Origin of the sequence: Clostridium sp., assembly GCF_050717545.1 — a bacterium.
In the GTDB taxonomy this organism is placed as follows: domain Bacteria; phylum Bacillota; class Clostridia; order Clostridiales; family Clostridiaceae; genus Clostridium_AD.
On record NZ_JBOITN010000008.1, the window covers coordinates 108,153 to 124,736 of the forward strand.

A 16,584-nucleotide genomic window follows, 5' to 3' on the forward strand; every position below is an offset into this window, starting at 1 on the left:
AATGGTGAAAAAAAATAAATTTATGGCAATAGTTTCATGCATAGTTCTTATTGTAGGGGTACTTTCTGGTTGTGGAAAAAAAGCAACTACTGATACAACAAAAGGTATAACATCTAAGACTAAATTAATTACTTTAAGATTATCAGATAGTCAACCTGAAGGGTATCCCACAGTAATTGGAGATCAAGCTTTTGCAGATGAGGTTTCAAAAAATACAGATGGAAGGATAACAATTAAAGTATATGAAGGAGCTTCACTTGGGGATGAAAAAAGTGCTATAGAACAAGTTCAATTTGGTGCTATTGATGCAATACGTGTAGGTGCTGCACCACTAAGTGAGGTTAATAAAGAAATTGGCGTATTAACGCTACCTTATCTTTATAAGGATAAAGATCAAATGTTTAGAGTTTTAGAAGGACCTGTAGGAGAAAAAATATTTGCTAGTTTACAGGCAAATAGTAAAATAGTAGGACTTAGCTGGGTAGATTCTGGAGCAAGAAATTTTTATAATACTAAAAAGGATGTGAAATCGCTATCTGATTTAAAGGGTTTAAAGATTAGAGTTCAGGAAAGTAAACCTATGATGGATATGGTTAAAGCATTAGGTGCATCTGCTACCCCAATGACTTATGGTGATGTATATAATGCATTACAAACTGGTGTAGTAGATGGAGCAGAAAACAATTGGCCTAGTTATTTATCTTCTAATCATTATCAAGTGGCAAAATATATCACAATAGATGAACATACAAGAGTTCCAGAAATGATAGCATTTAGTAAAATGTCTTGGGATAAAATATCATCAGATGATCAGAAAATATTAAAAGCAGCAGCTGTTGTTGGTGCTACTGTAGAAAGAGCTGAATGGATTAAACAGTCTGACGCAGCTCAGGCTACAATAGTTTCAAAGGGTGACATTACTATTACTAGACTAACTAGTGATCAACAAGCTAAATTCCAGGATGCAGCTAAGCCTACGTATGCAGAACATCCAGAATGGAAAGAGTTAATAGATGAAATACTTGCTACAAAATAATTTAAATAAAATCACTTAAAATATATCTCCTAAAATCTTGTTAGCATCTAAAGTTGTTATTTTACGATAGTTATCACTTTTTTACAAATTATTAGTTTTTTGAGTTATAATTAGAATGAATATGGAATATGGGGGTAATAAAAAATGAACATCAAAAAATACACGAATATTATAGTTGTCATTTTGGCATTAGTTGTGTTTATAGCTTACAACAAGGTACTAGCCATTGCTTTTATTATTGGATATGTAATATATAAAAATTATGCAACAATTACTTATTACATTGGTAGCAATAAATATAAAAGAAATAAAATTGATGAGGCTTATATTTATTTTGAAAAAGCTTATAAAATAAAAAACTCACCAATGAAAATAAAATTATATTATGTATACCATTTGTTGCTACGCGGTGATTTGCAAGAAGCTGAAAAATTATTGAAACAGCTTTCATCGAAAAAATTAACTTCAGATGATGAAATTAGTATAAAACTTAATTTGTCAATTGTAATGTGGAAAAAGAATAATATAGATGAAGCAGTAGATATACTTATGCCATTATATGAAAAATATAAAACCACTATTATATACCAAAATTTAGGATATTTTTTAATATTACAAAAGAAATATGATGTGGCGCTTGCGATGAATCTTGAAGCATATGAGTATAATACTACAAATGCAGGTATATTAGACAACCTAGCAACGAACTATTATATGTTAGGAGAATATGATAAGTCTTTAAAGATATATGAGGAATTAATGTTAGAAAAACCGTCTTTTCCATCAGCATATTACTACTATGCTTTTACACTGTTAAAGTTAAATAAAAATGAGGAAGCACTTCAAAACTTAAATCAAGCCTTAAAGTGCGATTTTACATTTCTAAGTGCTATATCAAAAGAAGAGGTAGAAGCTAAAATAACTGAAATTGAAAATTCAATTGAATAAAAAAGCAAAATTGTATCATATTGTGCATGTTATAGTCAATAATATGTATTTAGAAACTTGTTCAATAGTATTATAATTAAGAAAAAGTATGTATTTATTAGATATTAATTTTTACTATAGAGAGGAAGGTATGAATAAATGAGAATTTATGAAGATTTAAATTCAATTCAAGAAAACCGCGAAGTGCAGCGTTCTTATTATATTCCTTATGATACTTTAGAAAAAGCATTAGAAGGTAATAAAGCGGAGTCAAAGTATTATAAATTATTAAATGGCGTATGGGATTTTGCTTATTTTAAAAGAGATATCAATGTGCCGGAGGTTATTACTAAATGGGACAAGATCCCTGTTCCATCTAATTGGCAAATGCATGGATATGAAGCCCCTTATTATACAAATGTAAATTATCCACATCCTGTTGATCCACCTTTTGTACCTGATGATAATCCTTGCGGTATTTATTCTATGAATTTTAATATTGATAAGCAGTGGAGTGAGAAAGACGCTTATATCGTATTTGAAGGAGTTAATTCTTGTTTGTATCTTTATGTAAACGATAAATTTGTAGGGAGTAGCCAAGGGTCTCATCTTCAAAGTGAATTTAATATTTCGGAGTATGTAATTGAGGGCAACAATAAATTAACAGTTAAAGTTTTAAAATGGTGTTCTGGAAGTTATTTAGAAGATCAAGATTTCTTCCGTTTATCAGGAATATTTAGAGATGTCTATTTGCTTTCCAGGGCTAAGGGTAGCAGACCGAACATTGAGATTAAAGTAGAGAATAAATCTATAATTGTTTCTGAAAGGGACTATGTTATTTATGATGGAAAAAATAAAATAGAAACACTGGACAACCCTATTTTATGGAATGCAGAAAAACCTTTTTTATATACGGTTGTAGTAAAAAACAGGAATGAATATATTCCATTTAAAGTTGGAATAAGAGATATTTCCGTATCAGCTCTTGGAGAATTACTAATTAATGGAACTAGCGTAAAGCTAAAAGGAGTTAACAGACATGAGACGCATCCAACTTTAGGGCATTATACACCTTACGCCGATATGAAAGCAGAACTTCTTAAGATGAAGGAGCTCAATATAAATTGTATTAGAACTTCTCATTATCCGCCAACTCCTGAGTTTTTAAATCTATGCGATGAAATAGGTTTTTATGTGGTGGATGAAACTGATATTGAAATACATGGATTTGTTTCAAGAGATACTGGTTATAAATACGATATTGAAAATCCAGAGTGGATATGCAATCAAAATCAATGGGAAAATGCTTTTGTGGAAAGAGTTCAAAGAATGGTGGAAAGAGACAAAAACCATTCATGTGTTATTATGTGGTCAATGGGAAATGAAAGTGGTTATGGGAGTAATCATGATGCTATGATTGAATGGACAAAAGGCAGAGATAGCTCAAGATTAGTTCATTATGAGGGAGCTTCTTTAGTTAATGATAAGTCATCAGTGGATGTAGTATCTAGAATGTACACAAGTCCAGATGGAATAGAAGAATTTGCTAAAAACGGCGATATGAGACCGTTCTTCTTATGTGAATATTCTCATGCTATGGGAAATGGTCCCGGGGATGTTTTCGATTACTGGAAAAAGATTTATCAATATCCTAAACTTATGGGCGGTTGTATATGGGAATGGGCAGATCATGCTGTTATGGTAGATGGTACCTATAAATATGGTGGAGATTTTGGAGAAGTTACTCATGATGGGAATTTTTGTTGTGATGGTATGGTGTTTGCTGATCGCACGTTTAAAGCGGGGTCACTAGAAGTTAAAGCTGTATATCAATATATAAAGACTAAAATTATAGGTAATAAGTTAACAGTTACTAATCTTTATGATTTCACAAATTTAAATGAATATAAATTATTATGGAAGGTCGCTATCGACGGGGAAGTTATAAAAACCGGAGAACTTATTTGTGATATAAAGCCCCATATGACTAAAGAATATACTCTTGATTTTATATTGCCTAGGAGCTGTAAATTAGGATGCTATATGGATGTGAGCTTAGAGGGAGAATATGAAGTCGCTATGGAGCAACATTCTTTAGATGTTGATGTTGAAAATGAGACTAGCGATTTAGTAATCTCAGCAAACTTTACAGATGAAAAGGAGATTATAAAAATAACTGGTGAGAACTTCACCTATATATTTAACAAACACTATGGAAATTTTGAGAGCCTCATAATTGATGGCACCCAAAGACTATCAGATGTTGTTAAGCTAACTGTATGGCGTGCACCAACAGATAATGATAGAACTATAAAATATAAGTGGGGATTATTTGAAGATAACAGAAGTGGTGAAAATTTCAATAGAATATTTTCAAAAGTATATTCTTGTGAATTAAAAGAGAATAAGATTTTAATTAGTGGCAGCCTTGCTGGGATCTCACGTTCGCCATTTTTAAGATTTACTACCACTTTCACTGTTTCAGCAAAGGGTGAAATTGAGATTGAGCTTCAAGGAAAAGTAAAAGAAACTTGTGTTTATCTTCCAAGATTAGGTTTTGAATTTGAGATTCCTAAAACAAATGAAAAGTTTAAATATTATGGAATGGGACCATTTGAGAATTATATGGACATGTGTCATCATACTAAAGTTGGAATGTACGAAAGTAGTCCAAAAGAAGAATACGTTCCATATATTGTTCCACAAGAACATGGTAATCACATAAAAACTAAAGAACTATGTATCGGTGGGCTAAAATTCAAATCGAAAGGTCTGGAATTTGAATCAGAAGGACCAAAATCTAATGGATTTCAATTTAATGTATCAAATTATACATCAGAAGTTCTTACTAACGCAAAACACACAAATGAATTAATAGAAAATGATAATACTATAGTACGTATAGATTATAAAAACTCTGGGATTGGTTCAGGTAGTTGCGGACCAGACCTGTTAGATGAATATAGACTTAAAGAGAAAGATATATCTTATAAATTTATGATAAGTAAATTTTAATTAAGAAAATTGAGCTTTAGCAAATAGAAAAATATTTGCTAAAGTTTTTTGTTTTTTATAAAGATTATTGTAATATATGCTAATTGGTGTTATACTTTAAATAAGTCGTTAACGTTAACGTAAATATATTATTTAATATTAAGGGGAGAAATATGGTAGGTATAAAGGATATAGCAAGAGAATGTAATGTTTCTGCAACTACCGTATCTAGAGCATTAAATAATAGTAAAGAAATTTCTACAAAAACAAGAGAATATATACTCAAAACTTGTGAGGAAAAAGGTTATATTCCAAATTCAGCTGCTAGAAGTCTTATATTAAACAAGACTAATATGATTGGACTTATAATACCTGATATAACTAATCAATATTATGCATATGTGAGCAAAGGCGTTAGTTCATATTTAGAAAAAATCGGTTATGGACTATTACTTTGTAATAGTGATAGAAACAAAGAAAATGAAAATAGGTATATTGATTTTTTAGCGCAGAAAAGAGTTGATGGTATAATTCTAGTTCCTGTAAAACCTAAAGCCGCAGATTATAAGAAAATTATTGAAAATATGCCACTTGTGATGGCAGAAAATTATGTTAATGGCTTAGAAATAAGTTATGTAGGTAATGATAATTATGCTGGGGCTAAAAAAATATTAAATCACATGATAATTCAGGGATATAGAAAAATTGGAGTAATACTTGGAGACGAAACATCTTCTGCAAGTAATGAAAGATTAAGGGCGTATAAAGATGTATTAATGGAGAACAATATAGAAGTTGATAATGAAATTTTATTAAACAGTAACGCAAGTTTTGAGGATGGATTTAAACTTGCTGAAATACTAGTAAAACAAAATGTAGATGCTATTTTCGCTATAAATGATTTTGTAGCAATGGGAGTAATGAAATACGCTCACATTAATAATATCCTTGTGCCTAAAGATATTGGCCTTGCAGGTTATGATGATATTGAGCAAGCTGCCATGTTAATCGTTCCGTTAACTACAGTTCATCAAAGAAAATTTGAACTAGGGAGAATTGCGGCAAAAATCTTAATAGATGAGATAAATAATCATCAGGTCGTAAAACAAAAGATTATATTGCAACCTGAACTTATTATAAGAAAATCATGTAATGAATAAACTAAAAGTAATAAATACATATTAGGAGGAATTATAATGGAAATTAGATATTCAAGTCATAATGAAGATGCAAAGTCGTACGATACTACTCAGCTTAGGAAACATTTTTTAATCAAGGATTTATTCGCATGCGGCGAAATAAAGATGGTTTATAGCCATATTGATAGAATAATAGTAATAGGTGTAGTGCCAACAGACAAAGCGCTTTCTTTAGAAGGAAGTAAAGCTTTGGGTTGTGATTATTTTCTGCAAAGACGTGAACTTGGAATTATTAATATTGGTGGAGCAGGCACAGTTACTTTAGATGGTGAAAAACATGAACTAGGAGCTAGGGACGGACTTTATGTTGGACTAGGAATCAAAGAAGTTAGTTTCACAAGTAAAGATGCTAAAAATCCAGCTAAATTTTACGTAAATAGTGCTACAGCACATAGAAATTATCCTACAGTAGAAATTAGTTTAGAGCAAGCTAATAAGGTTCAAGCAGGTTCTGATGAAGAATGTAATAAAAGAGTAATAAACCAATATGTACATCCAGCAGTTTGTAAAAGTTGTCAATTAGTTATGGGAATGACAATATTACAACCTGGTAGCGTATGGAATACTATGCCTTGCCATACTCATGATAGACGTATGGAAGTATATTTATACTTCGATATGGATGAAAATAATGTTGTGTTCCACCTTATGGGAACTCCACAAGAGACAAGACATATTGTTATGAAAAATGAGCAAGCAGTTATCTCTCCAAGTTGGTCTATACATTCAGGAGTTGGAACTAAGAACTATACTTTCATTTGGGGTATGGTTGGCGAAAATCAAGAATTTACAGATATGGATCATGTATTAACTAAAGATATAAAATAATCTTTAAGTGTAAATCTATAAATAAACGTAAAAAGAGAAGAAATTAAATTTTTCTTCTCTTTTTACGTTTTGTATTTTTTTGTAATAATAGATTTAAGATAGCGTTAAATATTTCATTGTAATAGATTTATCACAACCTATGCTATATGTAGCACTAAATTTATTAAAAGGTTAGTTATGTTGCAAAAGTGTAGTACCTTTTTAATGAAATGTATATATGATTTATTATATGTACAATTTACAAAGTAAACGTTTTAAACTATCCTATACTCAGATGTTATACAGAATTAATAAAGAATTAATAGAGGAGGGGAAAAATGGATAAAATCTCTATAGATGTATGGGCAACAACAATAGATCAAAAAAAATTACTGGAAAAGCAAGAGAAAATAAATTTTAAAGAAAATGGTGAAAAACAAGAGTATACAATTAATATTGATGAAAATAAGACATATCAACAGATGGATGGGTTTGGCGCATCATTAACAGATGCATCAGCTTGGTTAATACATAATAAGCTTAGTGAAGAGAACCGCATGAAACTAATGCATCAGCTCTTTAACAAGAATAAAGGTATAGGTATGTCTTTTCTACGTCAACCAATTGGGGCGAGTGATTATGCATTAGATGTTTACAGCTATGATGATGTGGGAAAGGGAGAAACAGATTTTAATTTAGATGAATTTTCTATAGACCACGATAAAGGATATATTATCCCTCTCATTAAGGAAGCTATGGATATAAATAAGGATATTAAAATAATGGCTACTCCATGGAGTCCGCCAGGTTGGATGAAAACATCAGATAATTTGATAGGTGGGATTCTTAAATTAGATTGTTATGATTCCTATGCTCAATATTTCACAAGATTTATACAAGAGTATAAAAAACAAGGTATCATAATTTATGCTATATCACCACAGAATGAGCCACTTTTTAACCCGGAAAAATATCCAGGTATGATTATGAAACCGGAAGAACAGCTGAATTTTATAAAAAATAATCTTGGGCCAGCCTTTAAAATAAATGGTATAGATACAAAAATTATGTGCTATGATCACAATTGGGATATGGAGTCTTATCCTCTTTTAATTTTTAGTGATGTTGAGGCAAGCAAGTTTATTGCAGGTTCAGCATGGCATTACTATAATGGTTCTCATGAAGCTATGTCTAAAGTTCATAATAAATACCATGGTAAAGATATTTGGTTTACAGAAGGGTCAGGAGGAGAATGGATTCCACCTGTTCATGATGCATTCTTAGATCAGATGAAACATATTATAAGAATTCCAAGAAATTGGTCTAAATCTATTGTGTGGTGGAATATAGCTCTTGATGATGAGAATGGACCAAGCTTGTTGGAGAATAGTACTTGTCGCGGAATTGTATCAATTAATCAAAATACTGGTAATATTAAATATAACCTTGATTACTATACTATGGGTCATATAAGTAAATTTGTAGTGCCTGGTGCATATAGAATAGATTCAAATACCTATGAGGATGATATTGAAAATGTTGCGTTTAAAAATCCGGACGACACTAAAGTATTAATAATATCAAATAGAAAAAAAGAGGATAAGCTAATAAAAGTAGAAGTTAATTCAAAATCATTTGAATATTTAATAACAGGAGAAAGTGCAGTGACTTTTGTATGGAAGTAAAACAATATTATCTATATTCCTCTTATTTATGAGAAAATAGTATTGAATTCGTTAAAAGGTTAGTTATATTGGAAAAGTGCAGTACTTTTTCAATGAAATGTATAGGTGATTTAACATAAGTATAATTTACAAAGTAAACGTTTTACAGTATCGTTATAGTCAGATGTTAGCTAATTCGTTTAAAGAATAATTAGTTCAGGAGGAATAAAATATGAGTGATATTAATGTAGAACCCTCTATAAGTATTAAGTTTAAAAAAATAAAGAAGAAAGGTAGATTTATTAAAGACTTTAAAAAACATAAAACTCTTTATTTAATGATTCTTCCTGTAATATGTATGTCTATAGTATTTGCGTACCTGCCAATGATTGGTATATATTTTGCATTTACAAAATTCAATTTTCGTGGAGGATTATTTGGAAGTGATTTTGTTGGACTCCAGAATTTTAAGTTTTTATTCCAGGGAGGGACTCAAGGTATTGTATGGACTTTAACAAAAAATACTGTGCTGTATAATTTAGCTTTTATATTTGTAGGAAATTCTCTTCAAATTATTACAGCGGTTATACTAAGCGAGCTATCAGGAAAATTATACAAAAAATTTGCTCAATCAGTAATGTTTTTACCATTTTTCATATCATTTGTATTGGTTGGAGTTTTTGCATATAATCTATTCAATTTTGAATTCGGAGCCATTAATGGATTATTGAAGAGTTTTGGAAAAGAACCCTTAAACTTTTATGGAATGCCAGGTATTTGGAAATATATCCTTGTATTTTTCAATGTATGGAAGGGATTGGGGTATGGTACTGTTATATATTTAGCTGCGATTATGGGAATTGACAGAGAGATATATGAAGCTGCGGACATTGATGGTTGCAACATATTTCAAAAGATAAAATTTTTAACATTGCCATTATTAAAGCCAACCTTTGTTATGTTGTTATTGTTTAGCTTAGGTGGAATATTACGTGGACAATTTGATTTATTCTATCAGGTTATTGGGAATAATGGGGTATTATTTAAAGCTACTGATATTATAGATACTTATGTTTACAGGTCACTGACTGTTAATTTTGATATTGGAATGGGAACTGCGTCAGGGTTATATCAGTCATTTGTCGGGCTTATAATTATCCTTTCTTTCAATTTTGTTGTTAAAAAGATAAATGAAGACTATGCGCTATTTTAGCTAAAAAGGGGGGAGAAAGAAATGGTAAAGAGTAAAATCAAAAAGGTTAGTACTGATATAATAGCATTTAATATTGTTGGTTATATAATAATAACAATAATTATGTTACTATGCCTCATACCATTTTTACTTATTGTGTCCGGTTCCTTTACATCAGATGAGGCTATATCAAAGTTTGGATTCTCATTGATACCAAAAGAATTTTCACTTGCAGCTTATAAAATGCTTTTTTCATTTCCAGAGCAAATACTTAGAGCATATGGCGTAAGTATACTAGTAACAGTTTCTGGAACCGTTACAGGACTAATTCTCATGTCCATGGCAGGTTATGTACTCATGAGAAGAGATTTTGAGGCAAGAAATAAAATAGCTTTTTTCTTATACTTTACAACACTTTTTAGTGGGGGATTAATTCCTTGGTATATGCTTATAAGTAAATATTTAAATATGCAGGATATGTATTCAGCACTTATTATACCAGAGCTTGTGGGAGTGTTTAATATATTACTATTTAGAAATTTTATGAAGTCTATACCAGACTCATTAATAGAATCTGCGAAGATAGATGGTGCTGGAGATTTTCTAATATACTGGAAAATGATGCTTCCACTATCAAAACCAGTAATAGCAACTGTTGGTCTTTTCGTTGCTTTAAGTTATTGGAACAATTGGTTTATGGCATCACTTTTTATAAAAAATGCTAATAAATATCCGCTGCAATATTTATTATATAAAACACTTCAAAGTGCTCAATTTCTAAATGCATCGCAGGCATCGCAATACGTTGTGTCCACTAATGTGCCAACTGAATCTTTAAAAATGGCAACAGCGGTTGTAGCAACTGGACCAATAATTTTGTTATATCCATTTGTTCAAAAGTTTTTCGTAAAAGGAATAACAATTGGTGCAGTCAAAGGATAATAGTTATTTAAAAGTTTAAACATAATATGAAAATATTATTTAATATAATTCCAATTTAATAAAACAAATTATATGAGGGGGAAATACCATGAAAAAATTAAAAAAATTTATTTCTTGTATTACCATACTGTCACTTGTAGCTAGTTTGACTGTAGGATGCGGGGCAAAGAAAGATGATGTTAGTACAGGTGCAGGCGCTGCTAAAACAGATGCAACCAATAAGTTAGACACAAGTAAAAGTGTTGAACTAAATTTGTACCTTATGGGAGATGCAGCTAAAGATAATGCTGTTATAATGGCTAAATTAAATGAACTTACTAAAAAAGATTTAAATTGCACAGTAAAAGCGACTTATTCAACTTGGACAGACTTTCAAACTAAATATAATTTAATGCTTACTTCGGGTCAAAATATGGACCTTGTGTATTCCGCAAGTTGGCTTACCTATGCAACATATGCAAAAAAAGGTGCTTTTTTAGATCTTACAAATTTAATTCCTAAATATGCTCCAATATTAAATTCCAAAATATCAAAGGAGAGCTGGGAGGGTGTTAAAGTTGATGATAAGATTTATGCAGTACCGAATCAAAATCCAGAATATGTGCAAAATGCATTCATATATAGAGAAGATTTGAGGCTCAAATATAATTTGCCTGAAATTAGTTCTGTGGATACTATTGAGCAGTATCTAACTGCCATTAAAAAGAATGAGAAAGGTATTATGCCTACAAATGATGTAGGGGCAGCAGCTTATGATAACATGTTCTTGTATACAACACCTTATGAATTAGTTGATGATCCCTCAGGAAAGAATCTTGTAATGGATCCTAAGAGTCCTCATAAGTTGCTTGAAACTGTAAACACACCTGAATTCAAACCATTCGTTGAAAAAATGAAATTATGGGCAGATCTAGGATTCTGGTCAAAGAGTGCACTTTCAAGCACTGAAGACGGTGTAGTATCAGTGGAAACTGGAAAAGCAGCAGCTTCCTTTAATTCGACTTTACCAAAAGCAAAAGGCGAAGTTGAAAAAATAGAAAAAGCACATCCAGATTGGAAAATAGGAGTTTTTGAATATAACAGAATACAAAATAAAGTTCATGGATCATCCGCAACTCAGAACTTGACAGTAATACCTACAATATCTCAAAATCCAGAAAGAGCATTGGCATTAATAGATAAACTTCAGAATGACAAAGAATATTATGATTTAATGCAATATGGAATAAAAGATTTAACTTACAATTTGACAGCTGATGGAAGGTTAGATTATAGTAAGATAGATACTGCTAATCATACAGCACCTTCAAGTTGGGCATGGACAAATAAAGAACTTGCTAAAGCTCAGGTTGGAGTATGGAGTGACTGGGAAAACCGTATGGCAGCTAATGAAAAATTAGCTACTCTAAATGTATTAGATGCATTTGTACTTGATACAAATGCCATTCAGAGTCAATATGCTGCAGTTAATCAGGTAAAAAATCAATATGGTAATCCACTAATGGCTGGACTTGTAAAGGATGTAGATAAGTCATATGAGACATTTAAAGGCCAATTAAAGGCAGCTGGGTTTGAGAATTATCGTGATAATATTCAAAAACAACTTGATGAATATTTAAATAAGAAAGGAATAAAATAAATAACTGACTTAATATGTTATAATCATGTTAAAGCTTAAATAAAAATTAGCTGGTGAAAATAATGGGTGTTTACTTATTATTTTTATCAGCTATTAATTAGTATATTTGATTAAAATTATTAAGAGTTATAAATCAGCAATTAAAGTAGGATAACTACTTATTTTGTGGGTTGGGGGTGAATATTATAATTAAGCATAAAGTTAAAAATAAGTTATATTTGAGAATGTTAATAATGCTTATATCAACTATAGAGATAGCAATTTTGCTTGTTTCATGTTTATTATTTTTTAATATGAAAAAAAATATGTTGAATCAACTTTATGTAATATATGTTGAAGATATAAAAAAGTCAATAAAAGATACTCAGTCGACTATTGATATGATACGTAGTACAAGTATACAGCTAAAATATGATTATTATATTAAACTTTTGTGCAGTTATAATGAACCAGATGCCACTCAATACATACCAGCTTTGCAGCAAATGACTAATTATAGAAGAGCTGTAAACGATATAAATTCCATATTCATTTACAATTCTGATACATTTTATATAAGTGATGAGTCAGCACCAAATCTTATTGTGCCAAAGAATGAGTTATTAGATAAGGGTATAATATCCATCGTTGAAGATTATAAGTTGTATAATACATTTACACCTATTCCAAGAGAAGTACCAAATCTTAAGACTGGTAAAAAAGCTGATGGATATACTTTTTTATTATATGATAAAGTTTTACTTGGACCTAATAGTATAGTCATAATAAATTTGAAGGATGCTTGGTTAAAAAGAACACTCCAGCAAATGAAGCAAGTAGGAAGTGTAAAAAATCTAATAATTGACAATAAGGGAAGCGTGGTTGCAAGCGATGGGAAAGAAAAATTTTTAAGTGTGTTAAGCGACCCATATATTCAAAAAGTTGTAGCTGAACCAAACACTAGTGGATCCATAGTAGATGATGTTAATGGAAATAAATGCCTAATTACTTATACAAAGATATCATCTTTAAAATGGAATTATATATCTGTTATACCATATAAAATTATTAATAAAAGTATCTCAGGTATACTTATAAGAGTTATAACAATTTGCAGCGTAATATTGCTTTTAGGTATTGGTGCAGCTATTTATTTATCACGTAGATTATATGACCCTGTAGAGAATCTGCTAAATAGATTAACGTTATATGAGTCGCAGCAACATGATATAGAAGATGAAAATAGGAAGAAATTTTTAATAAACTTTATTTGTCACAGTAAACAAATGGAGGAATCGTTTATTAAAAAGGGTTTTGATGAGTATGATATAAGCATTTCACTAGAATCAACATATACTTTAATTCTGGTGCAAATCGATAAGTGGAATATAATTTCTAAAAATATAAAGGATAAGGATTTAATAGAATTTGCAATATCTAATATAACTAAAGACACATTACGACCTCAATATATAACTGAAATAATTTATATATCTGAAGATCAGATGCTGTTTTTAGTAGATACAGGCAAAAATGATTATTACAACAATGCTAGCATAACTAAAGAAGTAACCGAAATTCAAAGGTTAATAAATAATTATTTTCACATTTCAGTGTCCATGACAATTAGCGAAAAAATTGTTCGATTTAAGGATTTAGAAAATACACTATCCATGTTAAAAGAGGGTTCTAAAAATAGGTTTTTCTATGGGCAAGGTTGCGTAATATTTTATGATGATATAAAAAAAAGAAGTAAAACAAAATATGCTTATCAAGTACACAAAGATAGAGAAATTATATCATCGCTAATAACAGGAAAAAGTGAAAAAGCAAAAGATATGTATTTAGAAGTAGTTAATGAATTGAAGAAAAGTACCTATGCGGCTTTTCAAATTTATACGACGTTTTTATTTTGGGAAATAAGTGAAGCCATCAAAAATGTAAAAGTTTCACCAAATAATAATTTATCAGAAAAGTTAGGCGCTTTTACATCAGAAATGGGAAGTATTGAAACATTAGATATGTTTAATGAAGTAGTGTTTCATTTGTTTGATACAATTAATGAAAGTTTTAAAAGCGTGAGCTCACTCAAGTATGAGAATATGACTAAGGATATAATCACAATTATTAATACAAAATACAATGATGTTAATTTATCTGTTGAAGGTATTTCTAATAATATAGGTTTTACTGCAACTTATATAACTAAAATTTTTAAGCAGTATACAGGAAAAACTATAATAGAATATATAAACGAAGAACGTATAGAGATGGCAAAAAAGCTATTAATAGAAACTAAAGACAATGTTTCTGTTATCTCTGGGAAGTGTGGGTTTACAAGTGAAACTTATTTTTATAGAGCATTCAAGAAAACAGTTGGCACTACTCCTAACCTATATAGATGCACTAGTGGTACGTAATTTATTACACCCATATGATTTTATTGAAACATGGATTAAAATATGTGTGCATTAAGAATAAGTATTATACTGATGGTGAATTGATAATGAAATAGTAAGTAGAAATTAAAACAAATAATCACATGGAGGTTACAAAATGTTAGATTTGCTTAAACCACTAGAAAATTGTAAATTGACTCTAAACAACAGGTTGGTTATGCCACCAATGGCTACATCAAAGTCTGAGGAAGATGGAAAGGTAAGTAAGGGTATATTAGAGTATTATGATGAAAAATCGAGAGGTGGATTTATATCACTTATTATTATAGAACATAGTTTTATAACAATTAAGGGAAAGGCTAGTGATAGACAGCTCTGCGTTGCAGATGATAGTATGGTGAAAGGGTTAAAAGAACTTGCTGCTGTTATTCATAAAAACGGATCTAAAACAGTAATGCAAATTAATCATGCCGGAAGTGCAGCAAATGAAAAGGTTACAGGACACGCGCCCGTTGGACCATCGGCTATTGCAAATCCACGTTTAGGTAAGGTTCCAAGTGAACTTACAATAGAAGAAATTAAAGTTATAATTTCAGAATTTGCAAGCGCAGCAAGGAGAACAAAGGAAGCTGGGTTTGATGGGGTAGAAATTCATTCTGCTCATGGATATCTCCTAAATCAATTTTTCTCACCACTTACTAATAAAAGAGAAGATGAGTATGGTGGAGAAATAGCTGGGAGAATAAAAATTCATTTAGAGATTATCAAGGCAGTACGTGAGATAGTTGGTAATGATTTTCCAATTCTTTTAAGGCTAGGTGGTTGTGATTATATAGAGGGTGGAACTACTATTGAAGATAGTATGATTGCATCAATAGCTTTTGAAAAAGTAGGAGTAGACATGCTTGATATTTCTGGAGGATTTTGCGGATATACTATTCCAGGTAATACTAGTCAAGGATATTTTGCACCGATAACTTTGGCTATTAAGGAAGTTACGAAAATCCCAGTTTTACTTGCAGGAGGAATTACGCAGGTCGGCGCTGCGCAAAAACTCCTAGCGGATGGAAAAGCTGATCTAATTGGAGTAGCTAGGGCTATATATAAGGATTCAAAATGGGCTGAAAATGCAATTAAAAGTATTGAGTAAAAATAGTGAAAAATAGTGAAAAATAGTGAAACATCGATTAATTGTAAATCGGTGTTTTTTTAGTATATTTCTTAAATAAATATAGTATTTGCTATAAAGAGCACTTATTTCATCTGAATTATGGTATAATATAAGGTAAATAGAAATTGTGTACGGAAAGATAAAATGAACAAGGGATTGAAGTTTTCTATGTTTCCTCGCTAACCAAGAAGGAAGGAAAAAAAGATGATAATGCTTTCGAAAATATATAAACTATGTGAATGTTTTGAAAAACAAGATAGAAATACAGGTATTATGAAATTAATAAATAAAGGGTTTAGTGAGACTACTGCCACAAAATATTACAATATTTGGAAAAGGCATTATATGGACACAAATACTGATGACTTAATGGTTTCAGGTATTTATATAGAAACCAATAGAGTAAGAAAACTCTTAGAAGAGTGCACGTTTACGGAACGTCAAATGTATCTAGAAGCGCTGAGCAAAGAACAACTTATTAGAATAACTCAAGTACTTCTTAAATAATAATTTCAATAAAATTAGTAATGTAAAAGTAAATTATATCATTACATATAATTTAAAAAAATAATCACTATAGTAACTTGAATTTTAAGCGACTATGGTGATTAATTTATATTTCAAAATAAAATGGG

At 30.5% G+C, this 16,584-nt stretch carries 12 protein-coding genes; all 12 read left to right on the plus strand.

Going from position 1 to position 16,584, the window contains the following annotated elements:
- The first annotated feature begins 1 nt into the window (after nucleotide 1).
- A complete protein-coding gene (locus ACREVX_RS01865) occupies nucleotides 2-1,036 on the plus strand; it encodes a TRAP transporter substrate-binding protein (RefSeq protein WP_431542388.1) in 1,035 nt (344 codons plus the stop codon).
- 144 nt (nucleotides 1,037-1,180) lie between these two features.
- A complete protein-coding gene (locus ACREVX_RS01870; protein WP_431542389.1) occupies nucleotides 1,181-1,984 on the plus strand; it encodes a tetratricopeptide repeat protein in 804 nt (267 codons plus the stop codon).
- A gap of 138 nt (nucleotides 1,985-2,122) precedes the next feature.
- Nucleotides 2,123-4,978: a glycoside hydrolase family 2 TIM barrel-domain containing protein gene (locus tag ACREVX_RS01875; protein ID WP_431542390.1), complete on the plus strand. Its 2,856-nt coding sequence runs from the start codon at nucleotides 2,123-2,125 to the stop codon at nucleotides 4,976-4,978.
- Nucleotides 4,979-5,130: 152 nt separating this feature from the next.
- Nucleotides 5,131-6,117 (plus strand): LacI family DNA-binding transcriptional regulator, encoded by a 987-nt coding sequence (locus tag ACREVX_RS01880; protein WP_431542391.1) that lies wholly within the window; start codon nucleotides 5,131-5,133, stop codon nucleotides 6,115-6,117.
- 36 nt (nucleotides 6,118-6,153) lie between these two features.
- Entirely contained in the window at nucleotides 6,154-6,984 is an 831-nt protein-coding gene (gene kduI / locus ACREVX_RS01885; protein WP_431542392.1) for a 5-dehydro-4-deoxy-D-glucuronate isomerase, read from the plus strand.
- Between the two features lie 317 nt (nucleotides 6,985-7,301).
- Entirely contained in the window at nucleotides 7,302-8,648 is a 1,347-nt protein-coding gene (locus ACREVX_RS01890) for a glycoside hydrolase family 30 protein (protein ID WP_431542393.1), read from the plus strand.
- Nucleotides 8,649-8,859: 211 nt separating this feature from the next.
- Nucleotides 8,860-9,840, plus strand: a complete 981-nt coding sequence (locus ACREVX_RS01895; protein ID WP_431542395.1) for an ABC transporter permease — start codon at nucleotides 8,860-8,862, stop codon at nucleotides 9,838-9,840.
- 21 nt (nucleotides 9,841-9,861) lie between these two features.
- Entirely contained in the window at nucleotides 9,862-10,761 is a 900-nt protein-coding gene (locus ACREVX_RS01900; RefSeq protein WP_431542396.1) for a carbohydrate ABC transporter permease, read from the plus strand.
- An 88-nt stretch (nucleotides 10,762-10,849) separates the two neighbouring features.
- Nucleotides 10,850-12,400 carry an ABC transporter substrate-binding protein gene (locus ACREVX_RS01905; protein WP_431542397.1) on the plus strand — a complete coding sequence of 517 codons (1,551 nt, stop codon included), beginning with the start codon at nucleotides 10,850-10,852 and terminating at the stop codon, nucleotides 12,398-12,400.
- Between the two features lie 293 nt (nucleotides 12,401-12,693).
- On the plus strand, nucleotides 12,694-14,799 hold the full coding sequence (locus ACREVX_RS01910; protein ID WP_431542398.1) for an AraC family transcriptional regulator: 2,106 nt from the start codon (nucleotides 12,694-12,696) through the stop codon (nucleotides 14,797-14,799).
- 136 nt (nucleotides 14,800-14,935) lie between these two features.
- The gene (locus tag ACREVX_RS01915; RefSeq protein ID WP_431542399.1) at nucleotides 14,936-15,928 is read left to right on the plus strand and encodes an NADH:flavin oxidoreductase; all 993 of its coding nucleotides are present in this window, start codon (nucleotides 14,936-14,938) and stop codon (nucleotides 15,926-15,928) included.
- Nucleotides 15,929-16,153: 225 nt separating this feature from the next.
- Complete coding sequence (locus ACREVX_RS01920) at nucleotides 16,154-16,456, plus strand: hypothetical protein (RefSeq protein ID WP_431542400.1); 303 nt, start codon at nucleotides 16,154-16,156, stop codon at nucleotides 16,454-16,456.
- The last annotated feature ends 128 nt before the right edge of the window (nucleotides 16,457-16,584 follow it).